The organism is Candidatus Peregrinibacteria bacterium, assembly GCA_016220175.1.
GTDB lineage: Bacteria > Patescibacteriota > Gracilibacteria > CAIRYL01 > CAIRYL01 > JACRHZ01.
Window position 1 is genome coordinate 1 of record JACRHZ010000017.1, and the last position, 24701, is coordinate 24701.

The 24701-nt window shown below is 38.2% G+C and carries 25 protein-coding genes, 1 tRNA gene and 1 other annotated feature; of the genes, 15 read left to right on the forward strand and 11 right to left on the reverse strand.

Features of this window, described 5'->3' with window-relative positions:
• Nucleotides 1-210: 210 nt before the first annotated feature.
• The 3 genes from HZA38_01690 (at nucleotide 211) to rnc (ending at nucleotide 1832) form a co-directional block, all read left to right on the forward strand.
• Nucleotides 211-405 carry a hypothetical protein gene (locus HZA38_01690; protein ID MBI5414205.1) on the forward strand — a complete coding sequence of 65 codons (195 nt, stop codon included), beginning with the start codon at nucleotides 211-213 and terminating at the stop codon, nucleotides 403-405.
• A gap of 252 nt (nucleotides 406-657) precedes the next feature.
• Entirely contained in the window at nucleotides 658-1134 is a 477-nt protein-coding gene (gene nusB / locus HZA38_01695; protein ID MBI5414206.1) for a transcription antitermination factor NusB, read from the forward strand.
• Nucleotides 1131-1832, forward strand: coding sequence for a ribonuclease III (gene rnc / locus HZA38_01700; protein ID MBI5414207.1), 702 nt, complete (start codon nucleotides 1131-1133; stop codon nucleotides 1830-1832). The genes nusB and rnc overlap by 4 nt, the downstream gene beginning before the upstream one ends.
• A gap of 5 nt (nucleotides 1833-1837) precedes the next feature.
• On the opposite strand, the gene HZA38_01705 is transcribed toward rnc, so the two are convergent.
• The 3 genes from HZA38_01705 to HZA38_01715 form a co-directional block, all read right to left on the reverse strand.
• Nucleotides 1838-2671 (reverse strand): WecB/TagA/CpsF family glycosyltransferase, encoded by an 834-nt coding sequence (locus HZA38_01705; GenBank protein MBI5414208.1) that lies wholly within the window; start codon nucleotides 2669-2671, stop codon nucleotides 1838-1840.
• A gap of 12 nt (nucleotides 2672-2683) precedes the next feature.
• Nucleotides 2684-3406, reverse strand: coding sequence for a class I SAM-dependent methyltransferase (locus HZA38_01710; GenBank protein MBI5414209.1), 723 nt, complete (start codon nucleotides 3404-3406; stop codon nucleotides 2684-2686).
• A gap of 160 nt (nucleotides 3407-3566) precedes the next feature.
• On the reverse strand, nucleotides 3567-4898 hold the full coding sequence (locus HZA38_01715; GenBank protein ID MBI5414210.1) for a histidine--tRNA ligase: 1332 nt from the start codon (nucleotides 4896-4898) through the stop codon (nucleotides 3567-3569).
• Nucleotides 4899-5036: 138 nt separating this feature from the next.
• On the opposite strand from HZA38_01715, the gene HZA38_01720 reads away from it, so the two are divergent.
• Nucleotides 5037-5843, forward strand: coding sequence for a hypothetical protein (locus HZA38_01720; protein MBI5414211.1), 807 nt, complete (start codon nucleotides 5037-5039; stop codon nucleotides 5841-5843).
• 3 nt (nucleotides 5844-5846) lie between these two features.
• Here HZA38_01720 and HZA38_01725 read toward each other — a convergent pair whose 3' ends face one another.
• Genes HZA38_01725 through HZA38_01735 form a run of 3 tightly spaced genes read right to left on the reverse strand, consistent with a single transcriptional unit; the run spans nucleotide 5847 to nucleotide 8282 of the window.
• Nucleotides 5847-6356 carry a hypothetical protein gene (locus HZA38_01725; GenBank protein MBI5414212.1) on the reverse strand — a complete coding sequence of 170 codons (510 nt, stop codon included), beginning with the start codon at nucleotides 6354-6356 and terminating at the stop codon, nucleotides 5847-5849.
• Nucleotides 6357-6372: 16 nt separating this feature from the next.
• Complete coding sequence (locus tag HZA38_01730) at nucleotides 6373-7074, reverse strand: hypothetical protein (protein MBI5414213.1); 702 nt, start codon at nucleotides 7072-7074, stop codon at nucleotides 6373-6375.
• A gap of 14 nt (nucleotides 7075-7088) precedes the next feature.
• Nucleotides 7089-8282, reverse strand: a complete 1194-nt coding sequence (locus tag HZA38_01735) for an S-layer homology domain-containing protein (protein ID MBI5414214.1) — start codon at nucleotides 8280-8282, stop codon at nucleotides 7089-7091.
• 38 nt (nucleotides 8283-8320) lie between these two features.
• On the opposite strand from HZA38_01735, the gene HZA38_01740 reads away from it, so the two are divergent.
• Complete coding sequence (locus HZA38_01740; GenBank protein ID MBI5414215.1) at nucleotides 8321-9805, forward strand: PrsW family intramembrane metalloprotease; 1485 nt, start codon at nucleotides 8321-8323, stop codon at nucleotides 9803-9805.
• Nucleotides 9802-10158, forward strand: a complete 357-nt coding sequence (locus HZA38_01745; protein MBI5414216.1) for an STAS domain-containing protein — start codon at nucleotides 9802-9804, stop codon at nucleotides 10156-10158. Before HZA38_01740 ends, HZA38_01745 begins: the two co-directional genes overlap by 4 nt.
• A 153-nt stretch (nucleotides 10159-10311) precedes the next feature.
• Here HZA38_01745 and HZA38_01750 read toward each other — a convergent pair.
• The 3 genes from HZA38_01750 to HZA38_01760 form a co-directional block, all read right to left on the reverse strand.
• A tRNA-Phe gene (locus HZA38_01750) sits at nucleotides 10312-10386 on the reverse strand.
• Nucleotides 10387-10486: 100 nt separating this feature from the next.
• Nucleotides 10487-11452, reverse strand: a complete 966-nt coding sequence (locus tag HZA38_01755) for an NAD-dependent epimerase/dehydratase family protein (protein MBI5414217.1) — start codon at nucleotides 11450-11452, stop codon at nucleotides 10487-10489.
• Between the two features lie 46 nt (nucleotides 11453-11498).
• Nucleotides 11499-11696, reverse strand: coding sequence for a hypothetical protein (locus HZA38_01760; GenBank protein MBI5414218.1), 198 nt, complete (start codon nucleotides 11694-11696; stop codon nucleotides 11499-11501).
• 180 nt (nucleotides 11697-11876) lie between these two features.
• Here HZA38_01760 and HZA38_01765 point away from each other — a divergent pair, with 180 nt between their 5' ends.
• The 3 genes from HZA38_01765 to HZA38_01775 all read left to right on the forward strand — a co-directional run bounded on the left by HZA38_01765 (nucleotide 11877) and on the right by HZA38_01775 (nucleotide 14593).
• A complete protein-coding gene (locus tag HZA38_01765) occupies nucleotides 11877-12098 on the forward strand; it encodes a hypothetical protein (GenBank protein ID MBI5414219.1) in 222 nt (73 codons plus the stop codon).
• Nucleotides 12099-12192: 94 nt separating this feature from the next.
• Nucleotides 12193-13479: a hypothetical protein gene (locus HZA38_01770; GenBank protein MBI5414220.1), complete on the forward strand. Its 1287-nt coding sequence runs from the start codon at nucleotides 12193-12195 to the stop codon at nucleotides 13477-13479.
• Nucleotides 13436-14593 carry a hypothetical protein gene (locus HZA38_01775; GenBank protein MBI5414221.1) on the forward strand — a complete coding sequence of 386 codons (1158 nt, stop codon included), beginning with the start codon at nucleotides 13436-13438 and terminating at the stop codon, nucleotides 14591-14593. Before HZA38_01770 ends, HZA38_01775 begins: the two co-directional genes overlap by 44 nt.
• Nucleotides 14594-14683: 90 nt before the next feature.
• Here HZA38_01775 and HZA38_01780 read toward each other — a convergent pair whose 3' ends face one another.
• Nucleotides 14684-15214, reverse strand: coding sequence for a hypothetical protein (locus tag HZA38_01780; protein ID MBI5414222.1), 531 nt, complete (start codon nucleotides 15212-15214; stop codon nucleotides 14684-14686).
• Between the two features lie 266 nt (nucleotides 15215-15480).
• Here HZA38_01780 and HZA38_01785 point away from each other — a divergent pair, with 266 nt between their 5' ends.
• From HZA38_01785 to HZA38_01810, 6 genes are all read left to right on the forward strand, one after another.
• The gene (locus HZA38_01785; GenBank protein ID MBI5414223.1) at nucleotides 15481-16452 is read left to right on the forward strand and encodes a cysteine synthase family protein; all 972 of its coding nucleotides are present in this window, start codon (nucleotides 15481-15483) and stop codon (nucleotides 16450-16452) included.
• A 22-nt stretch (nucleotides 16453-16474) separates the two neighbouring features.
• The gene (locus HZA38_01790; GenBank protein ID MBI5414224.1) at nucleotides 16475-17620 is read left to right on the forward strand and encodes a PLP-dependent transferase; all 1146 of its coding nucleotides are present in this window, start codon (nucleotides 16475-16477) and stop codon (nucleotides 17618-17620) included.
• Between the two features lie 312 nt (nucleotides 17621-17932).
• Nucleotides 17933-20970: a sequence feature (possible 16S ribosomal RNA but 16S or 23S rRNA prediction is too short), on the forward strand.
• Nucleotides 18057-18515, forward strand: coding sequence for a four helix bundle protein (locus HZA38_01795; protein MBI5414225.1), 459 nt, complete (start codon nucleotides 18057-18059; stop codon nucleotides 18513-18515). Its footprint overlaps the feature before it by 459 nt.
• Complete coding sequence (locus HZA38_01800) at nucleotides 20293-20724, forward strand: LAGLIDADG family homing endonuclease (GenBank protein ID MBI5414226.1); 432 nt, start codon at nucleotides 20293-20295, stop codon at nucleotides 20722-20724. Its footprint lies within the feature at nucleotides 17933-20970.
• Before the next feature lie 321 nt (nucleotides 20971-21291).
• Nucleotides 21292-22890, forward strand: a complete 1599-nt coding sequence (locus HZA38_01805; GenBank protein ID MBI5414227.1) for a hypothetical protein — start codon at nucleotides 21292-21294, stop codon at nucleotides 22888-22890.
• Nucleotides 22891-22948: 58 nt separating this feature from the next.
• Nucleotides 22949-24283 (forward strand): GAF domain-containing sensor histidine kinase, encoded by a 1335-nt coding sequence (locus HZA38_01810; GenBank protein ID MBI5414228.1) that lies wholly within the window; start codon nucleotides 22949-22951, stop codon nucleotides 24281-24283.
• Here HZA38_01810 and HZA38_01815 read toward each other — a convergent pair.
• A complete protein-coding gene (locus HZA38_01815) occupies nucleotides 24272-24652 on the reverse strand; it encodes a response regulator (GenBank protein ID MBI5414229.1) in 381 nt (126 codons plus the stop codon). The genes HZA38_01810 and HZA38_01815 overlap by 12 nt on opposite strands.
• Nucleotides 24653-24701: the final 49 nt, after the last annotated feature.

Consider the following 24701-nt stretch of genomic DNA (forward strand, 5'->3'; position numbering starts at 1 on the left):
AAAACAACGCAATCAAAGTCTATCAACAATTCAATGGAAATTCACAAAGCAAGATGCTGACCAAAAACTACAGAGACACTATACATGAAATTATTTATTGGAAATTATACTAGGGTGGTGCTTATAATTTTAGAATGTACGAATTCCTAATTGTCCTTGCCTCCTTCTTGATTCTTCGCTACAATCAGGTCCGCTCTTTATCTGACTCCCATGGCAGTTCCAAAGAAAAAATCCGCACGATCACGATCAACAACTCGCTACAATACTTACGTAAGAGTGAGGAGGAAGAAGCTTCTGAACTTTGTTGAGCGCGCTAAAAGAAATGAACGTGGACTTGAAAAAATAGAAGCAAGAACCGTAAAGGCGAAGAAGAAAACCAAAAAGATAACGAAGATTGTGGCGTAAGCATATCAGTTACAAATTCCGAAAGACGAGTTGCCGCTAAATGTAAAAGTAAAAATGTAAAATGTAAAAATAAATTCTAAGTCTTAATGTTTAAAAATTAGAATTTAGAATTTGTTTTAAAGTTTTACATTTCACATTTTACATTTTTCAGAGGTTCATCTTCTGAAACTCGTGATTTGCGATTTCGTGATTCGTAATTTCTTGGTAGACTAACGGACGAAAAAATCTTCCATTTTCTGTTCCTGCACGCTCATGGCCCAATATCGACGTCTTTGTAGAATTGCAGCAATGCAAACTCTCACAGCACTTCTCCTCCGGGGCGAGAGTGATGAAGGAAAGGCAAAAACCTGTTTCCTCCAAGTCAAAGAAGATTTTGCCCCGGAGCTCGGAAATAAGGACGAATTTTCTCGAGAAATTATGAATGGAGTTTTGAAAAATAGAGAAGGACTAGACCAACAAATTTATGAACTTGCTCCGGAATGGCCCATTGAGAAATTGTCGACAGTAGAAAGAGTTATATTAGAAGCGGGAGCATTTGAACTTTTGCAGTATGCAGATACGCCGCTTGCGGTCATCATTAACGAATGGGTGGACATTGCGAAGGAATTTGGAGATGAAACTGCTGGAAAATTTATTAATGGAGTACTGTCAAATTTGGCGCATCAATCGAGAAAAGAAGGAAGAGGAACGCCTCCTTCCAAAAAAAATCTTTCATCCGAAGCAAAATGATCAAAGAATTAACGAAAATTCTCGGGTTTTCTCTGAAAAATGAGGCACTGTATGAAGTGGCTTTTACTCACAAATCATACCTTAATGAACATCCATCAGGAGAATGTAACGAAAGGCTTGAGTTTTTGGGAGATGCAGTTTTGGAACTCGTAGTAACAGAATTTTTGTTTCGAAAATATCCAGAAAAACCTGAAGGGGAACTCACGAGTTATCGAAGTGCGCTTGTTCGGGGAAAACATCTCGCCGAAATTTCAGAGGAACTTAATCTTGGGAAATTTCTCAAACTTTCTCGAGGGGAAGAGAAATCAGGAGGGAGAAAGAAGAGTTACATTCTGGCAAATACCGCAGAATCTCTTATCGGAGGGATTTTTCTTGATAGGGGATTTGCAACTGCTGAAAAATTTATTTTAAAACACATCATTCCACGAATTAGCGAAATCATTGAAAAAGGTCTCCATCGAGATGCAAAATCCAAACTTCAAGAATACACACAAGATGTCCTTGGTATTACGCCACACTACCAGTTGGTTACGGAAAAAGGTCCAGATCATGACAAACTTTTCGTGATGGCAGTATATTTAGGAGAAAAAGTGATTGCGGAAGGAGAAGGATCGAGTAAGCAAAAAGCAGAACTCGATGCTGCAGAAAATGCGGTCAAGAAATTGAATATTGACGAAAAAACGAAAGAACCAAAGTAGAGAACTCAAAGAAGTTTTTGTCGTTCTCGAAGCGCCAAAAAAAAGAAAGAAACGGTTGCTCTGAAAATGCGAACAATCCTTTTTGGTTCTCGAAGAAGTCTAAAAAGCCATTCAAGACCTGCTCTCTGCATCCAAAAAGGAGCTCTTTTTCGTTTTCCCGCAATAAAATCAAATGCTCCGCCAACTCCCATTGCAAAACGAATATTGGGAATTTTTGAAAGATGTTCTGAAATCCACATCTCTTGTTTGGGAGATCCGAGCGCCACGAAAAGTACTCTTGCGTCGGAATTTTTAATATGCTCAAGAATCGCTGCAGATTTTTCAGAAGTTACTTTTCCATCATAATATCCGACGATATTCGGAAAATTTTCAGCGAGGGTTTTTGCTGACAGAGGAGCTCCTCCGAGGAGAAATATTTTTGCTTGAGACGTAGCAAGAAAGTCGCCAAACATATCTGTTCCAGTGATACGCGCAAAAATTCGGCCCCGGAAATTTTTCCGATCGAAGGTAAATTGCCAAAGAGACCTCACTCCATCTAAGAAAATTTTCCACATTTTTTTCCTTCTCGAAGAAGAAAGTTTCTGAAGTTCCAGAGGAGGCAAAAACCCAGATGCCCATAGAATTCCCGTTCCATCAGGAAGTGAAAAATCTGCGTCTTTTAAAATTCGAAAAAAAGCAGGATGTTTCGAAGCATACACAATCATTTCCGGATTTGGCGTGACACAAAAATATTGTTCTCCGAGTGAAACTTGTGAATAATAATGAAGCTTGAGCAGTGCGTGATGTGTATTTACAACATCAAATGGGATCCCAAAAAGTTCTATTCGATGTGTTTTCATGCGGAACAAATTCTAACACAAAAGAGATGATTTTTTTTGAAGACGAATACAAATGTTTTGAGAATGTAGTATTACCTCTTTCCCCCCTTTTCTCCATCCAAAAAGTTCTTTCACTAAAAATCCGCTTTTTTCAGCAAGTTTCTGAAGTTCCTGAACATCAAAAGAATGATAATATCGCGTTTTTTTTTCGGTTCCCCAAGGAATGATAAAATCCCGTTTTGACCACGTAGGAATAAGAAAGGATCTCAGAATCGACCATCTTTTCTGGCGAGCATATTTTTGTTGATTCCAAAGATTCCAAACAATGATAATCACTTCACCTTTTGGTTTTAAAACACGACACATTTCAGAAAGTGCCCGCAATCTTTTCTTTTCGGTTGGAATGTGATGAAAACTCGCGACGGACCATACCTCATCAAAAGTTTCATCTGCAAATGGAAGATCACTAAAATCGACCTTTTGAAAATGAGCAGCTGGATATTTTTTTTGAGCAATTCCAAGAAGCTTCTCCGAAATATCTCCTCCAAAAACTTCGCAATTTTTTTTCAAAAAAAGAGGAACAAGCCGACCATTCCCGCACCCTATGTCCAGGATTTTTGCATTTTTCGGGGTAGCAGCAAAAAGGACTTCGGCTTCTTCCCAGGGAGAATTTCGACTTTCAGAAAATTCATTCGCAATGGAATCATATATTTCTGCGAGTTTTTTTGCCGCCTGAGAAGGAGAGAAAAAGAACACGAGGGGAATTTTAAATTTTGAATTATGAATTTTGAATTAACTCTCTGCATAAAGTAAAACAAAGTATTATAGTTTTTCAACGTGTTCAACCTAAAAATTGAACACTAAAAATTAATTTAAAATTTAAAATTCAAAATTATCCTATAACTCCCCCGACCGCTTACTCACCAAGTGTATACACATCAAGGTTCTCACTTCCCACGAGTTCCAATACCTTTTTCACCACTTCATCGATCTCGACAATTTCCTGGGTTCCCGCATTCATGTCACGCAAAATCGCCTTTTTCTCACGAACCTCCACTTCTCCCATAAGCACTGCCCAATCAGCATTCACTTTATTCGCCATTTCGAGTTGATATTTAATGGAAGCTTTTCCGACGGCGCCAACTGCATGAATTCCCTTATCGTGAAGTTCAGCGAGTATTCGCATCGCCTTCTTTTTTGCTTCTCCGCCGAGCTGAGCGACAAAGACAGGGATTTTATCTTTTTGAGGAGGCACAATTCCTTCGTCTTTCATGTGCTGAACTATACGTTCAAGTCCGAAAGCAACGCCAACTGCAGGCGTTGGACGACCTCCCAGAAATTCAACGAGACCATCGTACCTTCCTCCTCCTCCGACAGCATTTTGTGCTCCTTCATTTTTATCCCAAAATTCAAAAACTGTGTCAGAGTAATAATCAAGTCCTCGCACCAAGTTTTTATTTTCTCTATACGAGATCCCGAGTTCATCCAAAAATCCTTTTACTTCTGCATAGTATTCTTTTGATGCTGCATCGAGATAGTCTCCAAGTTTTGGAGCCTTCGAGAGAAGAATTTGAACATCTTCATCCTTTGCATCAAGAATGCGGATGGGATTTTTTTCGAGTTTGCTCAAAAGGTCTTCGGAAAGGTATCTCTCTTTTCCAAAAAAATAATTCCGAAGATCATCATTAAATTGCTTACGACTCTCGGCATTTCCAAGAGTATTCAGTTGGAGAGAAAAGTGGTGGAGTATTTTGAGATCTTTGAGGAATTTGTAGGATATAAGAATTACCTGAGCATCAATTGAAGCATCTCTCGTTCCAATGACTTCGAAATCCAATTGATGAAATTGTCGATATCTTCCTTTTTGGGGGCGATCATAACGAAAGTGTGGTTCGATAGCATATAGTTGAACCGGTTGAGGAAGATTCATCATTCCGTGTTCGATGTATGCCCGAACAATTCCAGCAGTTGATTCGGGTTTGAGCGACATTGATTTCCCTGATCTGCTCTGCATTGTAAACATTTCTTTTTCCACAATATCCGTTGTCTCTCCAGCTGCTCGCACAAAAAGAGCAGTTTCCTCCATTATTGGGGTAGAAATTCTTCGAAATCCTGCCTGCCTTAAACGGTGACGCGCGGTTTTTTTTACAAGTGTGTAATAATCATATTCATCCGGGAGAACATCATGAAATCCTCTTAAAGACTGATATTTTTGAGAATTCTCTTGAATTTCATCGTCCGTAGTCATATGAAATGTGAAAAAGTGCCAAAGCATTGTCGCAAAAAATTCTGAAAAATGAAAGAGAGATTCTGAACAGGCTCTAAAGGAATATAGAAATTATGAAGTCCATTTTTCTTCTTTCTACTTTTTGGTTTTCGATTTAGAGTGCAATCATTCTCTTTTTGTGATGTTATGGCGGAAGAATTTTCTCAAGTTCACCATCGGATACTCGATTTTCTTTCCCATTCCAAAGCTCATGTTTTTGATCTTGATGATGCAAAATTCAAGCTTCCTCTTTCTGATGCCATTTTTTGCGCTGAAGATCTCCTTCGAAACCGAGCTTTTTTTCACGCAATTCAACAAGCAACTCGAGATCTTCATCGTGAAAAAAACGAAATTATTGCGGTTGATGCGGGATCAGGAACAGGAATTCTCGGAATGTTCGCACTCATGGCAGGAGCGCAAAAATGTTATTTTTTGGAGCACAATCCACATTCTTTAGAATACAGTAAAAAGCTTCTCGATTATTTTGGATATTCCCATCTCTCTGAATTTATCCTTTGCGATGCCACTACATATAAACTCCGCGAAAAGTATGATCTCCTCATCTCAGAGGCGATCACTTCGGGATTTGTTCGTGAAGACTTTCCTCCAATTGTTGATCATCTGAGGCAGTTCGGGAATTCGGCATCAAAAATAATTCCCGAGAGTTTTGAAATTCAAATTTTTGAGAAAGATGCGATAGGAAATATTTTGGAAAAACATCATGTTCAATTTTCATCTCAGGAAAAATTCAAAAAACAAAAAATTCAGTTGAAAAGTTCTGGGACGAGCAGTCTCAGTTTTCAAACGAAGGCGCTTCTTTATGCCGATATATCTCTCTCTTCAGGAGACACAATGTCGTTTTTGAACGAACAAAATTTCAATTTTCGTACGGAAAAACATCAGCTCTTTGATTTTTCTCCGAAATAATTGTTACTCTTTGCAATCTTGAGGACATGACTCTGGACTTTCAGGAGGAGGACATCCGATTGCTTGGCAAGCGAGTTGCTCGCAAATTCCATTTCCACACGTATTTTTGTAGAGTTCAGGATTCGCTACCGCTGGCTCAGTACCAAAACATTTTCCCTCAACAATATCAAATGCTTTCGCCTGCTCCGCAAAACATCGATTTGAGAAAGTTTGTTCTACTGGATCACACGGAGCTTTAATACACTGAACCTCAATTTTTCCGCATACAGGCGCGTAAATTTCAGCACAAAATTTCTCATCAGAATTCGCTTTTTTTTCACATCCACATCCGATTTTATCAGTAAAATATGTTTCATCTTCCGCGCAAACGTAGTTCACAACTGGGCAATCTTGGAGTTCAAACATATATCTTTTCGACTCCGTATCTGGGGGAAGTGTCCGTATGGAATCTGTAGGAATAGAATTTATTCTTATCGAAAGCAGAAGGTAGAGAATTGCAAAAAGTATTTCCATAATGTATTTAAAAAAATTAAAATATGAATTCAGGATTTTCCAGGTCAAGTATATATCTTGAGATATTTGCGCTGCAAAACCTCTGCACCATTTCTCCGAGTTCTTTGGTAATTTCTTCCACATCTGATTTTGATACTGGGGGAATTCCTTCAATCACGAGCATTGCATTTTTTGTTTCCTCTGTCATTTTTGATTTCTCACATTCACGCCAATTCCATCTTCTGCAGAGCACTTCCTTGTCATCGCGGTATACAATTTCTCCGGGATGAGGAAATTCCGATTCCTCTGAATTAAGCTTTCGAAATGGCTCATCTCCTTTTGCTATCGTGAGCATAATATTTCCCTCAACTTTATCCAAATCATCACCTCCAACGGGAATCAGATGTTTCAGAGAAATAAAATTATAAATATCCACGAGTGTATTGATGTGTCTGAGGTCAATACCTTCCAAAATCATTCGGTACAAATTTTCCACCGAACATTTATATTTTTTTGGTTTTGCGCCAAAAGATGAATACGCACTTCTCCACGCGGCAATTTTTGGAATTTCTCCAAGATTATCAAGCGCATGCTGTGATCTTATTTCTGATTCTTTTGCACGGATCATATTTATAATTTCCGGATTTTCTCCGGAATTTTGGATATTTCGCGCAAAAATAATTCCGATGTGGAGATCAGGAAATTTTTCGAAAATTTCTGGAGAAATTGTGAATTTCATATTGCTGAGAAATATTACTCAAATCGAAAACTTTCCGTCATTTCCGGATCATATGCTTTTCCTCCATTCCAGAAAATTGATTCTATTCCTCGGCTCCAATGAGCGACTTTTTTCTTCTGAGGAGAATAGAGAAACTGCAGAGTGGTCATGCTGTGGCACTCAGCTCCTTCTTTTGCAATTATTTTGACATCATACGTTCCTTCTTGAGCAGTAGATTTTTTTTCTCCCGCTCTGCAGCCGGGTTCTGAAGCTTTGGCAATAACATCATTCAGCGCTGCTTCGCTCTCCACATCTTCCACGATGATTTTCCAAAGTGCTACAGTTCTTTCCTGAAGTGAAGAGAGACTTGTTGTTTTTTGAGCACAATTATCACTTGCGCTATTTTCATAATAATACGTTTCGCTCACATATACTCCATCACTGTTTTCAAAAGTTTCCACCGGAATTTTTGTGGTTTTCTTCTCACAATTCTGAGTCTCTATTTTTCGTGGAATTTTTATGGAATAGCCACGCTTCGTATTTTTATATTCATTCCACGTTTCATCGAGTGGCAGAATTCCAATATTCTCATCGGCATGCTCATCAAAACTAATTCCTGCATATGTGAGAGAAGCCTTATCTTTTACGCCAGCACGAAGGCGATACACAATTTCTGCCATTTCTCCGCGAGTAATAAATTGCGCTACATTTTGAATGCTCGTGGGAATTGCGTTTTCCATTTCCAGTTTCAAAACATATGGTTTGTACCAAATATCATTGTAACCGAGCCAATTTCCAAATGTTTTATTCACAATTTTTGCCGCTTCTCCAAAATTAATTTTCCATTCTGGATGGAAAAATCCTCCAAGATATCCCTGAACAACATTGAGTCTATTTGCAAAACAAATGTATTTATAGAACCAGTCGGAAGCAATAACATCGGTAAAAAGTACAGGAATTTGTGAATTTTTGGGATCACACACACTTATTTCTTCATCGGAATATTCCGTCTCAATGATAATTTTTGTAAATTCCGCACGATTAATGTAATCATCCGGTTTATACGTTCCATCTTGATATCCTTGTATAATTCCATTTTGTTTGATGTATTCAATGGCATCATAATTTGGATGAGATACGGGAACGTCTGGAAATGATTCAGCAAAGGCAGAATTTGGAAGAAGTATGGCGATGCTCAGGAGTATGAAGAAAAAAGAAACTTTTTTCATAATACAAAAGAAAGAGCACGAGGAATTGTAACTTTTCCATGGAAGTGGTGCAATTTTCAAATGCCTTGCCCCTACCTTTTTCTCTCAAAATAGTGTATAATGAAGAGATTCTTGTATCTCTTTGCTTCGGGGCAATGCTCATCATCTCCCTTTTCCTTGGTCTTATCACGGCTCTCCCCATTCTTATCTGGGCATGTATTTTCTTTCAATTCCGCCCAGAGCGCAAAGACATGCTGTTTTTTACGTTTCTCGCAGGATGTTTTTCTCCATTGATCGTTCTCCTCTATCAAAAACTTTGGGGGCAAACGATTAATCTCATATTTTTTGAACTCGAACCGATTAATTTTCAAGAAAGTATTGGTGCGTTCGCGAATAACCATTTTTTACAGAGCTTTCTTGTCTTCGTTTTTGGTGTGGGGATGATAGAAGAATTCGTGAAGCATTTTGTGATCCGGAAAGAAAAGCCAATAGGTCTCGTGCTTGTCTTTCTCGGGCTCATGATTTTCTCTATTTTTTACGCCGCATATCTCCTCATAACTGGAGATTTCTCCTCCGTTTCATGGAATGTATTTAATGATTTCTCTCATCCACTTGTTCGTGAATTGCTCTATATTTTTGGACTCTGGATGACCTTTTTTATTTTCATACAGGTTCACAAAAGACTTGTTTACCAATCAATAGATCAGGTAATTCTTGTGAGCATCATGAGCGCCCTCGGATTTTCATTCGTGGAAAATATTATCTATCTCTTACATTTTGTGGAGAATGGAGGGACTTCATTGGCGAATATTGCGACTTTTATCGCAATGAGATCAATTTTCGTGGTGATGGTTCATATGTTTTGCTCTGGAGTCTTTGGATATTATTACGGAATATCACTTTTTGCAGGACCATATTTACAAGAAAACGAACTCAAAGGGAAAAAATTCTTTCTTCTCAGTTTTATTTGGAAGATTCTTCGATTTTCCAAAAAAACAGTCTACCAAGAAGAGAAGCTTTTTACGGGGCTTTTTCTCTCGATGGTATTTCATGGAATATATGATTTTCTCATCGAGATTAATTTGAATCTCAGTGATGTTCTGGGGACCATTGGTATTCACACTGTATTCGATTTTCCACTGAGGCCACTCATTCTTATGTCCTATCTCTTGGGAGGATTTTGGTTTTTAGTTCTCCTTCTTCATGAGAAAGAAAACCATATCAAATTTGGACTCGTGGGAACAAAAGAAATGCCGGAACGCGATTATCAGCTCCTTTTGAAAAAAATTAGAAGCATTCAGAATACCGAAGAGATTGAAGAAAAGCTGATCAAGGAAGGATGGATTAATCAGGATGAACTTAAAGACCTTCGAAAGAAAATTCAATACTTGAAAAAATTTGAACTTCTGGAAGAAAAATATCTTGCGAAAAATTGGACAACTGCAGAAGGTCTCAAAGATCTCAGAATGGATGTGGAGATTCTGAAAAGCGAGAGAAAAAGAAGGTCCGGAGGCAATCAAAACATTCTTTCTTCCCCCGTATGAAATTTTATGTTTCTCACATTGTCGGGTATGACAATATTGCAAAGATAGACCTTATCGGAGAAATGAATAGCTCTACATGGCCAGAAATGGAACAAAAATTATCAGAACAGGTGAAGCAGAGCACTCAGAAATTTTTCCTATATGACTTTCATAAGACTTCATTTTTAAACAGCACGGTAATTGGTTTTTTCATCAATCTTATGCGAGAAGCAGAAAAAACGAGAAAACAGATTCTCTTTGTCGATCTTCATCCGAACATTGCGGAAATATTCCAGTTGGTAGGAATGGAGAAGGTCGTCAAAATTTTTCCGGATACTATAGAAGCGGTGGAGTCAATTACGAATTACAAATGACGAATTGAAGAATCCTTCGTCAGGAGCAGATTCTCTGTTTGAAACTTTGCCCTTCGACTCCCTACGGTCGCTCAGGGCATTCGACTCATACTCTATTCTCAGCAAAAACGGCTGAAAGCCATGAGCGAATCCGCCGAAGGCGGATGAGTCGAATGGTGGCCAGGGGCAGAATTGAACTGCCGACACATGGATTTTCAGTCCATTGCTCTACCACTGAGCTACCTGGCCAAGGTTTCTGTGCGGAACGAAGTCTAGGGAATTTTTTATAGTCGGGCAAGAAAAAAATATCTGTAGGGGACGCATATATGCGTCCCCTACGAAGAATGCATCATCGCCACACATCCGAACTCGTCTCTCGAATTCTCTCCATTCGCAAATTCTTCACCTGATCCGCAATTCCGTCTGTGAGTTTTACTTTCGGTTCATACCCTAGCACTTTTTGGATTTTCGAAATATCCGCGCACTGACCGTGGATGTAGATTTCTTTCACGGGATTCGGAATATATTTCGGTTCTACTTTTTTTCCAAATGCTCCACTCAGCGCTTCGACAATTTCATTGAGCGTACAGCTTTTTCCCGTGCCGATATTAAAAACTGCCGCGCCAAGTTTTTGATCCGTATCTATCGCGAGCGTCATTCCACTCACCACATCAGAAACATGAGTGAAATCGCGAAATTGTTTTCCATTTCCATAAATTACCGGCGCTAAATCTCGGGCGATATCCCACGCAAATTGAGAAATAATATTGGCGTATTTTCCCTTCGCTTCTTCATTCGGACCATACACGCTCATAAATCGAAAGCCAATTATTTCAATATCTTTGTAAGTGCTCCAATAACTTTCCGCACATCTCTCGTACAAATATTTTGTAATCGCATAATGATTTTGAGGAATTATGTGCTGATCTTCCGTAAGAGGAAGGGGATTATTGCCGTAGAGTGAAGATGTCGAAGCGTAGAGCATTTTTTTCACACCATTTTTTCTCGCCCATTCGAGTACCGTACAAAATGACTTCACAGAATTCACATATCCATTTATGAATCCATCTCCGGTAAACATTGGTGCGGAAGAAGTTCCAGCCAAGTGTACAACATAGTCCACTTTTCCAATTTTTTCCAAATCTTGAACATTGCACGCATCGCCTTTGATAAATTTCACTTCTGGATCGAGATTCCGCTCATCGCCCAGCAAAAGATTATCAAGCGCGATCACTTCATATTTTTCTTTGTGCGTATTGCAAAAGTTTGAGCCGATAAACCCTGCTCCGCCGGTAACGAGAATACGAGGTTTCATGAAAACTCTTAGGAAATTTCTTTCTCGATGCTCATCAAGCTACGACCTAATTCTTAGGAGTAGGTGTAGGGGTTGGTGTTGGGGTAGGTTGAGAAGTGCCGCCATCACTAAATCCGCCACTTACCTTTCTTGTTGATGCCGAAAAATATTCCCCCAAGGGGTTTGTATATTTCACTAAAATAAAAATACTTATAATAATAATGAGAATAATGCCCGACAAGAGAATATTTTTGTAAGTGGTCATGCATGAAAGAAAAATTTAATAAAATCCTATCTTAATTTCCCGACTGTAAGGTCTCGGGAGTTGTCTTCATTTTAAAGTATAGAGTTTAAGAAGAATTTTGTAAACTTCAGTATCTTAGGAGATTTCTTTTGTTTCTGCTACACTTTTTCTGTAAATTATTCAAATATATTTTTATTTTCTTTGAAAGATACTATAATGCGGAATTGGTCTACTGACATCATTCATCTCAAAAAAAAGAAAAAGGAGTATGCTCTTTGGAAACTTGAACAAATGGTGAATTTTGGCACCAATGGGAAAAAAATAAGCAAAAAATCTTTAAAAAAACATTGGGATGAGCTTCATTTAGATCCGGCGAAGAAAAATTTTCTTCATTTTCTTTTATGGCCAAGAAAGCAACCTTGAGTGTGCATCAAACTCAACTTCTTAATGCACTTACGGAGGTATAGAGAATTTCTCTTCTTTGTGCTACGCTTCAGAAAATTTTTAAAAAGTACAAATGAAGAAAAAACTCTTTATTATTACCATTTCCTTTATTTTAATTACCATCATTGGTTTTGTTGTATATTTGTTTACTCCGAGGACGTATGTAGGAGTTCTTGCTACGCCAGGAGTTATGATCCCTGAGGGATATTATCCAGATTCAGAAATTCTTGATTCTGAAATGAAGACAGCAGTTGCTATAGATATTGGGAAGATAGGAGGAAAGAATGACTATGGGAAAGTAGTGCGAGTAAAAGTCAGAAAAACTTTAGATTTTTATGTGAATCCTTTTGGAGACAAGTCTTATACTTATCCATTTCGTACAAAACTCATTTCTTATGAATTTTTGAATGCAATTCCATATAAAATTTATGAGGATATTGATTCGAAAAAAGTTATTGAATATCTAGAAGAAAAGTATCCCTGTCTTTTAGTTCAGGCTCCTTCACGGGATGTATATGACGGGAAATATTCTGATCATTATTATACTCTTAGTCTCTTAGATAAGGCGTATTTGTTGCTAAAAGGCGGGGAAAAATTTTCCTGGGAAATTATAAATGAAAAGGTGATCTATAAAGTAAACATGACAATTTATGGCGAAGGTGATCTACAAAAAGGAGAAATAGAACTTCAATTTGATGGAGATACTGGTGAGTTCATAAAAGAAATTATATCTCCTGAGAATTATGATTTTTGTGAAGCTTCTTCTTCAGAACAGCCTAATATTCAGGCAAAAATAGCTATTCCCAAGGATGTTGAACCATTAATCTATGGCGAGATAAAATTTATTGCACCTCGTGAGCATTTAGGATTTATTGAGGCACTCGATAAAAACACAGGTGAAAAATTGTGGGAATTACAAATTTATAAAACAATTATCGATCCTGCACTTGAAGAAGATGTTCAATGGGTGTTTATAACCAAGCTGAAAATGGCAACAAATGGAAGGCTTATCGTTTTCGACAGTAATGGTAAAATTTATTCAGTGAACATTGAACAAAAAATGGTGGAAGATGATGGGATCCCATCACAGGAGGAAGTGAAACAATCTTGTGAATCTCAAGGAGGAAAAACATTTTTTGATGGAAACGGAATCTTAACCTGTTCCATTACGAGGGAATTATTGACTCAAGAAATTATGGATAAGTGTCTTCGTTTGCGAGATTTAGACTGCGGAGGAAAATTTAATACGGATAATCCAAATACATCAAGGAATTATTTGAGTAAGAAATGGGGAATTTCATTAGATCTTCCGTACAATGAGAACTGGGGGGAATGCAACATATCGAATAAACCCTTATGATGAGAAAGAATCATGGGTAGGTTTTGGATACATTAATTTTGGCGAAGGATGGTTGAGTCGCCGTTATGGTCTCTCTTTTGAAGAGCCAAAAAGTGCAGATGAAGTTATAAAAAGCCTCAATTCTGAATTCACGGATAAATCATATCTGCCACAAAAGACTACTATCAATAATTTTGAAGTTGTCAAGTACATGACATTCGGTCTCTGTAATGTGCCGGAAATGGTTGTGATTGGGGAAAAGCATAATTACCGTTTTACAGTTATGTGTGGAGACAGCAGTCATTTCCCTGTCTTTGAGGATATAATCAAAAGCATGAAATTGTTTCCAGGAGAAGACGAAGACAATAATTTTTTTTATGAAATTGGAATACTTTCCATCAATAATTGTGGAATTCCTGAAGGATGTAATGCCATTGCATCTCTAAAAGATGAGCAGATGAAGGCGAAAATTCTTATCAATGTCGGAAAAATTAAAAATGAAGATGAAGGATTCATCGTAAAGGCAAAATTAAAGCAAATTTTTTATAAACCTGTTGATATTAATGATAGTAATAAACCACTTCCCCTCAATGCAGGTTTAGAAGTTCTTTCTTATGAAAATCTTAGCGAAATTCCTTATTTAGATATTCTCCAAAAGTCATATGATGATGTGCAAAAGAAATATCCTTGTCTTTTCTCTGAACAACTGATTTCGGAATATGATTATTCAAATCCTTGGATTTCTGGGGTTCGAACTCTTTCTAATCAAGATCCAAATTTCGATAAATATCTTATTCTGCAGGGAAGACCAGAATTCACTTGGGAGTATACAAATGGAATTCCCATAATTAAATTAAAAATCGGAACCAAAAAAGGAAACATTTACGAAGTAAGTTACAATGCGAATAATGGGGAAATTGTAAAAGAAGAAGTTTCTCCTAAAAATTATGATTTTTGTAATCCAAAAATACCAAAGGATTATATCCGTTATGAGAGTGAAACTTCTGCAAGTTGTACAGTAGGTTCAGATTGTAAAGCGTATTGTTATGAATTGGGCAGTCGAGGAGTTATTAGTTATCGTGAGAAATGCGAAGACAACATTTGTGAATGTTACGCTCCTCCTAACGCTGATTAAGTTTATTTATCTCTCGCCGTCTTTGGACTTTGGTGCAAAGCAAAAGGGCGAAATGAAAAACACTTCGCCGAACATATGGTGAAATAAGTACTATTCACCCGAAAATCTCACAGGAATCCTTATTTCCGCATCATTTTCCGGAAGCCCTGAAGGATTATCCTTTTTTAAAATCAGTTCTCCATTTGTAATGCCCGTTGGCACAGAAAATTCGAGTTTCGACACAAATGGAACGAAATTTTCCGTCATCCAGTTTCCTTGAGCCTCAGCAAACGACTCTATGATAAGGTTTCCCTTATCATCAACGAGCTGGATAGGAAACGATGCTTCAAAAAACCACGGTCCTCTTGCTTCACCCGTAATTTCGAGAGGACTTTTGATGACCTCATTTTTCTGAGGCGAAGTCACGCGTATTTGATCAGAAGATTTTTCCTGAGGGGCCATTTCTTCCGCAAATATTTTTCCTTCTGGAGTTTTGCACTGACGCGGAAAGCTTTCCATGACTGGATATCCAGCACTGACGCATCCTGCAAAATTTGTTATTTCAGAGGCATTTTTCTTTTGAAAAACACATCCTGAAAAAATTATGATGCCAAGAAAAACAAGAAGGGAAAATTTTTTCATAGATACAAAATATACATCTGAATTATAACATGAAAGAAAAATGTAAAAAAAATAGGTTCGCTCCATTTATCTTTACAACTCCTCTGATTTTTTATATAATGGTAACGTGAAAATAGACACAATGATTCCTACGGCTTCTTGCATTTGTTGTTGTACCATCGAGCATTGCTCGAGGGCAACATAATTGCTGATGCCGTAAGTTTTGTCTGCGTCACAATACCTGCTCTCGAAGTATCGAGAGTTTTTTTTAGTATTTTATTTTTTTTATGAACAATAGTCTCGACATCATCGGCAACACTCCTCTCGTCAAACTTCAAAAATTATCCCCAAATCCAATGGTTGAAATTTTTGTGAAACTGGAATATTTCAATCCGAGTGGAAGCATTAAAGACCGCATTGTGAGCCATATTATTGAATATGCGGAAAAAGATGGACTCTTAAAATCTGGAGGAACCATTGTGGAAAATACTTCGGGAAATACCGGAGCTGCAGCTGCAATGATTGGAGCCATGAAGGGATACAAAGTGATTCTTACCATGCCCGACAAAGTGAGTAAGGAAAAACAAGATGCACTCAAAGCATACGGAGCTGAAATTGTGGTAACACCAACTTCTGCATCACCTGACTCTCCCGATCATTATGTGAATATGGCAAAAAGGATTGCGAAAGAAATACCGAATAGTTTTCGCATCAATCAATATGATAATCCGAAAAATCCAGAAGCCCATTATCTTACGACTGGACCAGAAATTTGGGAACAAACGAAAGGAAAAGTAACGCATTTTGTTGCTGCAGGAAGTACTGGAGGAACGGTAAGCGGGATAGGAAAATTTCTCAAAGAACAAAATTCGAACATACAAATATATATGCCTGATCCAATTGGATCGATTTATTATGAATATTTCAAGACGGGAAAAATCCCTTCAAATGGAAGCTGCAGTTATCAGGTAGAAGGAATTGGAGAAGATCACATTGCTCATGCTATGAATTTTTCTGTGGTGGATGAAATGTATCAATTCACTGATCAAAATGCTTTTGATACGGCTCGGAAAATGGCGAGAGAAGAGGGGATCATGGGCGGCGGTTCCAGTGGAGCAAATGTGTGGGCTGCTCTTAAACTCGCGGAAAGTCTCACGGAACCAAGTACGATTGTCACTGTTATTCCTGATAATGGAATAAAATATTTAAGTAAATTTTACAATGATGAATGGATGATAAAAAACAATTACAAAATTTAATTTTTCATTTTTTTGTTTTTCTATGAAATTTTCTACAAAAGCAATTCATATCGGTCAAGTTCCAGAAGAAACAACGGGAGCAGTAGTCCCTCCAGTTTTTATGACTTCCACCTTTGCCCAAGAAGCTCCGGGAAAATTCAAAGGATATGACTATACGCGAGCTGGAAATCCGACATTTTCTTGCCTTGAAAAAACTCTTGCAGCGCTTGAGAATGGCAAATATGCAACAGTTTTTTCCTCGGGACTCGGTGCAATGACAGCACTTATTTCAACTTTATCCAAAGGAGAGAGCGTTCTTGCTCTTGATGATCTCTACGGAGGAAGCTATCGACTGTTTATTCGTGTATTTCAGAAATTTGGAGTTGAACCAAGATTTATGCCGATGAATGATCTGAAAAATGTAGAAAATGCGCTGAAAAAAAGACCAAAAATTCTGTTTCTCGAGTCCCCCACAAATCCACTTTTAAAAGTAACTGATATTTCGGCAATTACAAAACTTTCACAAAAATATAAAATTCTTTCGGTAGTCGATAATACATTTGCCACTCCTTATTTTCAAAATCCACTGAGGCTTGGTGCTGATGTTGTTCTTCACAGTACTACAAAGTATATCGGAGGACATTCTGATGTTATCGGCGGTGCAATTATTACCAATTCTCAAGAAATAAAAGAGCAAATGGATTTTGCCCGAATGGCAGTTGGGCTGAATCCGAGCCCTTTCGACACATGGCTTCTCAGTCGAAGTCTGAAAACGTTAGGAGTTCGTATGGAAAAACATGCAGCAAATGCCATGAAAATTGCACTATTTTTACAAGATCATCCAAAAGTGAAAAAAGTGTACTATCCCGGTCTCCCGAGTCATGATACCCATAGAATTGCAAAAAGACAGATGAGTGGTTTTAGTGGAATAATATCGGTCGAATTCAACCTTTCCCTTGAAGAAGTCAAAAAACTGATTTCTTCATTTCAAGTTTTCACTCTCGCCGAAAGTCTTGGAGGAGTGGAATCTCTTGTTGATCATCCAGCAAGCATGACACACGCTTCTATTCCGAAGAAAGAACGTGAGAAAATTGGGCTTTCGGACGGGCTCGTACGGTTTTCTATAGGGATTGAAGATGCACATGACTTAGTGGAAGATATTGAAAAAGGATTGGATAGAATGACGTAACAGTAAAAAGTCCAAAAAATTTCTTGACTCCACTTTTCGAAAGGACTACGATACCCCAGCTCAAGAAATTGAGTGCTACTTCACGGTCTTTAACATCTCTGGCGTAAAAGAGGAATGGTCTCAGGTTTATTCAGCAATCATACCTGAGGGTAAACAAAAAAATGAATTGCTCTATTTCTTAATAAAGCTAGTAAAATACTGAATTTTAAATTCAGTGTTCGAATTTTCTTCAACGAGAGAGTTTGCTCCGCTTTAGCGGAGTAACGCTGGTTCGCCAGCGTTATACTTGCAAATTTCTTATCGTTTCAACGAGAGAGTTTGATCCTGGCTCAGGATTAACGCTGGCGGGATGCATAACACATGCAAGTCGAGCGGGCTGGTTGTTTGTTGTTAGTTATTAGTTGTTCGTTATTGGAAATATGTATAATCTGAGAATATGATCAGGCATTTTAGAGATCTGGAGATCTATCAAATTGGCTATAAACTTGCTCTTGAGATCGCAAAGTTGTTGGGAGATCCGAAAAGGTATTATGAACTTTGTTCTCAAGTCAGAAGATCAAGTCAATCTATCCCTGCAAATATTGCAGAAGGATTTGGAAGGAATTCTTCCAAGAAAGATTTTGCTCATTTTTTAAAAATTGCATTAGGATCTGCGAATGAAACTCTTGTACATTTAGATTTTTTGAAAGATCTAGAAATGATTCCAAGTCAAGAATACGAGTATTTTTCAAAAAATTATGAGATCCTCGCAAGGAAAATGAATGTTCTTATTCAAAAAGTTTCCAAAAACCAACAACCAATACCCAACAACCAACAACCAGTCAGCGGCGGACGGCTGAGTAACACGTTGGAACCTACCCCGAACTCAGGGATAACTCCGAGAAATCGGAGCTAATACCGGATGGTCCTAGGTTGAATAATAGTTTTTACTCTTCTGATGTTTTTGAGAAATTTTAAATTTTAAATTTTGTAATTTTTAAATAAATCCTAATTTTTAATGTTTAAACAATGAATTATCTCGTTGCTTTTGATTAAAAATTAGAATTTAAAAATTATTTAAAAATTTAAAATTATAAAATTTAAAATTTTCTTCATCAGCATTTTTACATCAGAAAAAATAAAAGTTAATATTCAGCTTAGGTAAAGATTTATCGGTTCGGGAGGGGCCTGCGGCCTATCAGCTAGTTGGTGAGGTAACGGCTCACCAAGGCTATGACGGGTACCTGGTGTGAGAGCACGACCAGGCAGAATGGGACTGAGACACGGCCCATACTCCTACGGGAGGCAGCAGTGAGGAATCTTCCGCAATGGACGAAAGTCTGACGGAGCAATCCCGCGTGCAGGATGAAACCCTTCGGGGCGTAAACTGCTTTTCTGAGGAAAGAAATTCTGACGTTACCTCAGGAATAAGCACCGGCAAACTACGTGCCAGCAGCCGCGGTAATACGTAGGGTGCAAGCGTTATCCGGAATCATTGGGCGTAAAGCGATCACAGGCGGATGAGAAGGTCTGGTGTTAAATACCCACGGCTCAACCGGGGTTTTGTATCGGAAACCACTCATCTAGAGGAAGACAGAGGCAGGTGGAATTTCCATTGTAGGGGTTAAATCCGTAGATAATGGAAGGAACACCGAAAGCGAAGGCAGCCTGCTGGGTCTTTCCTGACGCTGCTTGATCGAAAGCGTGGGGAGCGAAAGGGATTAGATACCCCTGTAGTCCACGCTATAAACGATGGATACTCGATGTTTGGAAGGTCCAATCCCTTCCAAGTGTCCAAGCTAACGCGTTAAGTATCCCGCCTGTGGAGTACGGCCGCAAGGCTAAAACATAAAGGAATAGACGGGGATCCACACAAGCGGTGGAGCGTGTTGTTTAATTCGATAACAAGCGAGGAACCTTACCAGGACTTGACATCTTCGGAACTCTGCAGAAATGCGGAGGTGCCTTAGGGAACCGAATGACAGGTGCTGCATGGTTGTCGTCAGCTCGTGCTTTGAAGTGTTCGGTTAAGTCCGTTAACGAGCGCAACCCTCGTCGTATGTTGCTTATTTCATACGAGACTGCCGGTTTCAAATCGGAGGAAGGTGGGGATGACGTCAAATCAGCATGGCCCTTATGTCCTGGGCGACAAACGCGCTACAATGGCCGGTACAACGGGCAGCTAAGCCGTAAGGCGGAGCCAATCCCTTAAAGCCGGTCTCAGTTCGAATTGGGGTCTGCAACTCGACCCCATGAAGCTGGAATCGCTAGTAAACGCCGATCAGCCATGCGGCGTTGAATATGTTCCTGGATCTTGTACTCACAATAAAAGCGCTAGGCAGCGCACTCATCTAAGGAGTTAAAATCTTCTCCTCTCCCCGCGTGGAGAGCGTAGCTAAAAGATAGGACGTACATCCGCGAGGATACGTCTGAAGGATCTCAAAGCAAAAAGTAGTCCAATATATCCGTTCATAACGGAGAACCGCATCGACCTATGAGTGGGTGGTGAGCGTAGGGAAGATGCAAAACAAAGGTTCATTGGAATGCAAGGAAGAGATGAATGTGTAACCCTAGGAGATCTGATGCTGTTCTGATACACTCAAGTCAGATAATGAAACTTACGCAGCGTCAGAAGTCAGCTGAATCATAGTAACTCCGATACAAAATCGGATGAAGGATTCACTCAAGTGCATATGGAATTACATCCAAATTACATTGTTGGGCTTGTCGATGGAGAAGGGAGTTTTACAGCTTATGTAAAAAATCCTGATGTATCGAAAAAAGTTCAAAGACGAACAAAAGTTGAACCAAGATTTTTTCTTAAACTCATAGAGAAAGATAAAAAAATTCTTTACGAGCTCAAAAAATTCTTTGGTTGTGGAAATGTTTATTTTCAGGGCGATAAAAGAGCAAATCATCAGGATTGCTATCGCTATGAAGTAGGCAAAAGAAGTGATTTGGAAAAAATAATAGTTCCGTTTTTCAAAAAGAACTCTTTGCAGTTACGATCAAAGAGACATGACTTTGGAATCTTTTGCCGGATTCTTAGGATGGTCCAAAATAAGGAACATCTCAAAGAATCAGGATTACGGAGAATCTATAATCTGAAGCAAAAGATGCATTAGAGCTCGCGTAGTGCGGGAAATCCGCTCGCTACGTGGGAACATCAATTCTTAAGTTTCAAGAAGATAATCGCCCGTCAAGTCACGAAATCTGGGGGTACCCGAAGTAGGGTTAGTCCCGACTGAGTTTTTATGCTTTTTGTTGTATAAAGGTTCAGTCGGGACGCCTTCCTAAGGTAAAACCAGTGATTGGGACTAAGTCGTAACAAGGTATCCGTAGGGGAATCTGCGGATGGATCACCTCCTTTTAGGGAGACACGGCGAAAGCCGTTCAACCTAGTATTGGTCCTTCGAAGTTCGCTTTAGCGGACGAAGAAGGAATACATTCCTCTTTTACGCCATGGAAGTTAGGGCAGTGAAAAATGCCAAATGTAAAATGAAGAAACTGATTCGGATAAGAATCGGTTTTTTTGTGTATTTTGAGTGAGATTTGTTATATGGAAAATAAATGTTAATATTTATTAAATAATTATAAAATATAATACGATTACTCTCAGTATTTTCTTGCAAGTGAGGAAAATATATGACAATAATATATTCTAATTATTTTGTCATCTTTCACATTTATACTTGGGAAATATTTCAACTTTATCACGAGGCAATAAAATTTGGTTTTCTTCCGAAAGGCGGCACGGAGATAATCAAAATGGAGGAAAGCTTATAGATTTAGCTCGTTTTAGAGCAGATTATCAAGAAATAAATCAAAAAGTTGACGCGATTTCTTCTTATCCATTGGAAGAAATTTTTCAACAAATTGCTCAAGAAAGAACAAAATTTCAAAGAATACTTCAAGAGAAAAAAAAGAGAAAAGAAAAAGTGAGAGAACTCTCTGGGATTGTAGAAAATATTTGGCTTCGTATTATTCGTGTGTACGCTGGAACAACGACAGATCCAGAATTTGATTCACAAGGATTAGAACGAAATCTTATCGCTATGATTGCATGGGTTCGGCAATCGTATGTTGCAGTTTTTCCGAAACTTCAAAGTGACTACTCAGGATTATTAACAGAAGATGACAAAGAATTATCTCGCCATTCTGATATCATTGCGGTTCTCAGTGTTATTTTTGCTGAAGATGAAGGAGAGACAATGCATTCATCAGCTCATACTACTCCTCTTCGTGAACTTCAGGATTTGGTATTAGTGCAAAGATTGAGTCATCCAAAGCATACTGAAATTACAGATATTTCTGAGCAAGGAATTGGAGAAAAGTATAGAAGTGAAGCAATGAAAAAACCGCACCGACAATTTGCTGATGCGAGCAATTGGTGTCAAACAGTCCTTTATGATATGGAGGAGGCTTTGGCTTTGAAAGAAGAAGATGAAGCTTTAGCATCAGAAGGAGAAGATGATCGACAGATACAGATGGTCCGAGAAAGGATGAGAAATGCACAAGCAGAGATGCTTTTACGTCTTGAGGCGGGAAGGAACTTAAGCAATCTCGTTTCTGGACCTGAAGGAGGAATGACGTTACAATATCGGGAGGATTTCGAAGAGAGTGCATCAGCATTAGACCTCAGTAAATCAGAAAATGCACAAAAATATATCGAAGTTATTCAGTCTAATATTTTTATGCGATATATGTTCTTAGGGTTCTTTTTGCAAGTTTGGACAAAGCTTACACCAGAACAGAAACAACAATTCAATTTTGAGGAATTATTGAAACAAATAGACGAAATTGGAAGGATTATTGAATTTATGGGAACTATTGCGAATCATCACGCAACAATATTCAGGGAAATTGTGGAACGATTTGGAGGAAATATTGTTCTCATTGTTGGGATTATTCAAGGAAAAATTACAAAGCAACAAATTCAAGAGGTGTTTCAGGAGTTAGAAGATGCTCAACTTCCTTCTCAAACAAGCAAAGAACTTGTGAAAAAAGTTTCAATTGCTGTTTTTGAAAAGAAAAACTATGGAGAAGAATCTCCTAACCTAAGAAAGGGATACTGTCTCCCAAAATTCTTTGACCTTATTGATAAAATTGCTGGTGGAAATGGTGGAGGACCAGAATTATTCCAAAGCAGTTCATTTTTATGGAAAGAAGCATATGATGGTCTTGTTAGAAATTTTAATAATTCATCTATATCTCGATTAATCGATATCGCACATTTGTGTTTAAACCAAACCATATTTGAAAATTTAAATAAAGGTCTTGCCACTGTATAAATTTCAATTTTTTCATGAGTCTTGACCAAAAATAGTTGCCTCTCTATGCTAGTCCAGCATGTCATTTCTTCAGAAAATTCGCGGCTATTTTTTTGAACAAAATCAGGATGCTTCATCCAAAAATAAGAAGCAATCGAATCCTGTGCATCTTTCTGATATTGAAAATATACAAAAGATCATGCAGGCCATTAATAATACCTATCTTCTTGATGCCATTTCTCAACAAATTGTGGACATGATGATTGAAGCGCTTGATTGTGTTGGAGGAGCACTTCTTCTTGTGGAAGAAAGGGAAAACGTTTTACGACCAGCTACTCATTCTCGAATAAACAGTTTTGTAAATAAAGTAATACCACTTCTCGGGAAAAAATTTGAAGATCATGTTTTTGACCTGAAACACCCTCAAAATTTTACTGCTCGAACTGTTACAGCAAAAAAAATGTTTATCGGTCAAAGATATGAGGAATTTATGACGCCGGTTGTCTCCAAATTTACTGCGAAAATGATCCAAAAAGTTGCTGGGCTAAAAACGATTATAACCGCACCAAGTATTATAAATAATACGGTACTTGGAGTTTTAATGGTTGGTTTTCGAGAAAAAGATCTTCCAGAACGAAAAATGCAGTTGCTTCGAATTTTCGCAGATCAATGTGCTGTAGCTATCAACAACGCTCAAAAATATGAAAAACTCCATAAACAATACGAGGAAATTAGAAATCTTCTGCGCCAGCAATCGGACTTTATCACCGTTGCCGCGCATGAATTCCGCACCCCGCTCAATATTGCGATTCTCCATCTTCAGGACACCATTGAATCTTATAAACTCGTGCCGGGGGTGATCGAGAATATGAAAGTGATGGGATCTTCACTTGATAGTCTCAAGGATCTCACCATGAGGCTTTTTGAAACACAGCAGTTTGATCTCAATAAAATTACCCTCACGCTCACAAAAAAAGACATTGGCGAATTTATGGAACAACTCTGTAAAGAGTTCAAGTCGCTCATGATGGTAAAGAAAATTGAACTTTCTTTTAAAAATTCTTTTAAGAAAAAAGTAAAACTGCTCATTGATGAAAAACAAATACGCCAAGTGATTCATAATATTCTCACGAACGCTTCAAAGTTTACTCCTGCCAAGGGAAAAATCCTTTTGGAAATTCGGGAACAAAAGGAAAAAATTCTTATTCGAATCGAAGATAACGGACCAGGAATTGAGGACAAAGATAAAGAACGTATATTTGAAAAATTCCAGACCACCAATGCGACAATGGGAATGGGAATTGGTCTCGGTCTTTATATTTGCAAAAAAACCGTAGAACTCCATAAAGGAAAAATTTGGGTGGAAGATACTCCCGGCGGGGGAGCGACATTTTGTATCGCTTTACCGAAGTGAGTGTTCCATAAATTCCATAAGAATTTTCGGAGGAGTATCGATTTTTAAGAGATATGCATCTGCTCCAGCTGCTAATGCGGCGACTTCCATCTGTGATTCATTATAATTTGACAACATAATAATCTTTGCCTTCGGAAATTTTTTTTTAATTTCTGACACCAAATCAAGTCCCGTTTTTACTTTTCCTTTTATTCCATGATCAATAACACAGAAATCGGGAGTACATTTTTTAAGCTCTTCTTCGGCTTCTTCAACTGACCTAGAATAGCATACTCTGTATCCGGCTTGCTCTAATTTTTTTTTATAAATAAGTCCAAGCGCTTCTTCATCCTCTAAAAACAATACCTTTTTCTGCGAAGATTTTTTCATGTTGTATCCGTAAAGTAAATTTTCAAAAATATGTACGTTCATATAAAAC

Excerpts from the sequence above, each read along its gene's own strand:
- HZA38_01690 (MBI5414205.1), top strand. The coding sequence starts at position 211 with ATGGCAGTTCCAAAGAAAAAATCCGCACGATCACGATCAACAACTCGC.
- nusB (MBI5414206.1), top strand. The coding sequence starts at position 658 with ATGGCCCAATATCGACGTCTTTGTAGAATTGCAGCAATGCAAACTCTC.
- rnc (MBI5414207.1), top strand. The coding sequence starts at position 1,131 with ATGATCAAAGAATTAACGAAAATTCTCGGGTTTTCTCTGAAAAATGAG.
- HZA38_01705 (MBI5414208.1), bottom strand. The coding sequence starts at position 2,671 with ATGAAAACACATCGAATAGAACTTTTTGGGATCCCATTTGATGTTGTA.
- HZA38_01715 (MBI5414210.1), bottom strand. The coding sequence starts at position 4,898 with ATGACTACGGACGATGAAATTCAAGAGAATTCTCAAAAATATCAGTCT.
- HZA38_01725 (MBI5414212.1), bottom strand. The coding sequence starts at position 6,356 with ATGGAAATACTTTTTGCAATTCTCTACCTTCTGCTTTCGATAAGAATA.
- HZA38_01730 (MBI5414213.1), bottom strand. The coding sequence starts at position 7,074 with ATGAAATTCACAATTTCTCCAGAAATTTTCGAAAAATTTCCTGATCTC.
- HZA38_01735 (MBI5414214.1), bottom strand. The coding sequence starts at position 8,282 with ATGAAAAAAGTTTCTTTTTTCTTCATACTCCTGAGCATCGCCATACTT.
- HZA38_01740 (MBI5414215.1), top strand. The coding sequence starts at position 8,321 with ATGGAAGTGGTGCAATTTTCAAATGCCTTGCCCCTACCTTTTTCTCTC.
- HZA38_01745 (MBI5414216.1), top strand. The coding sequence starts at position 9,802 with ATGAAATTTTATGTTTCTCACATTGTCGGGTATGACAATATTGCAAAG.
- HZA38_01755 (MBI5414217.1), bottom strand. The coding sequence starts at position 11,452 with ATGAAACCTCGTATTCTCGTTACCGGCGGAGCAGGGTTTATCGGCTCA.
- HZA38_01760 (MBI5414218.1), bottom strand. The coding sequence starts at position 11,696 with ATGACCACTTACAAAAATATTCTCTTGTCGGGCATTATTCTCATTATT.
- HZA38_01770 (MBI5414220.1), top strand. The coding sequence starts at position 12,193 with ATGAAGAAAAAACTCTTTATTATTACCATTTCCTTTATTTTAATTACC.
- HZA38_01775 (MBI5414221.1), top strand. The coding sequence starts at position 13,436 with ATGAGAACTGGGGGGAATGCAACATATCGAATAAACCCTTATGATGAG.
- HZA38_01780 (MBI5414222.1), bottom strand. The coding sequence starts at position 15,214 with ATGAAAAAATTTTCCCTTCTTGTTTTTCTTGGCATCATAATTTTTTCA.
- HZA38_01785 (MBI5414223.1), top strand. The coding sequence starts at position 15,481 with ATGAACAATAGTCTCGACATCATCGGCAACACTCCTCTCGTCAAACTT.
- HZA38_01790 (MBI5414224.1), top strand. The coding sequence starts at position 16,475 with ATGAAATTTTCTACAAAAGCAATTCATATCGGTCAAGTTCCAGAAGAA.
- HZA38_01795 (MBI5414225.1), top strand. The coding sequence starts at position 18,057 with ATGATCAGGCATTTTAGAGATCTGGAGATCTATCAAATTGGCTATAAA.
- HZA38_01800 (MBI5414226.1), top strand. The coding sequence starts at position 20,293 with ATGGAATTACATCCAAATTACATTGTTGGGCTTGTCGATGGAGAAGGG.
- HZA38_01810 (MBI5414228.1), top strand. The coding sequence starts at position 22,949 with ATGTCATTTCTTCAGAAAATTCGCGGCTATTTTTTTGAACAAAATCAG.
- HZA38_01815 (MBI5414229.1), bottom strand. The coding sequence starts at position 24,652 with ATGAAAAAATCTTCGCAGAAAAAGGTATTGTTTTTAGAGGATGAAGAA.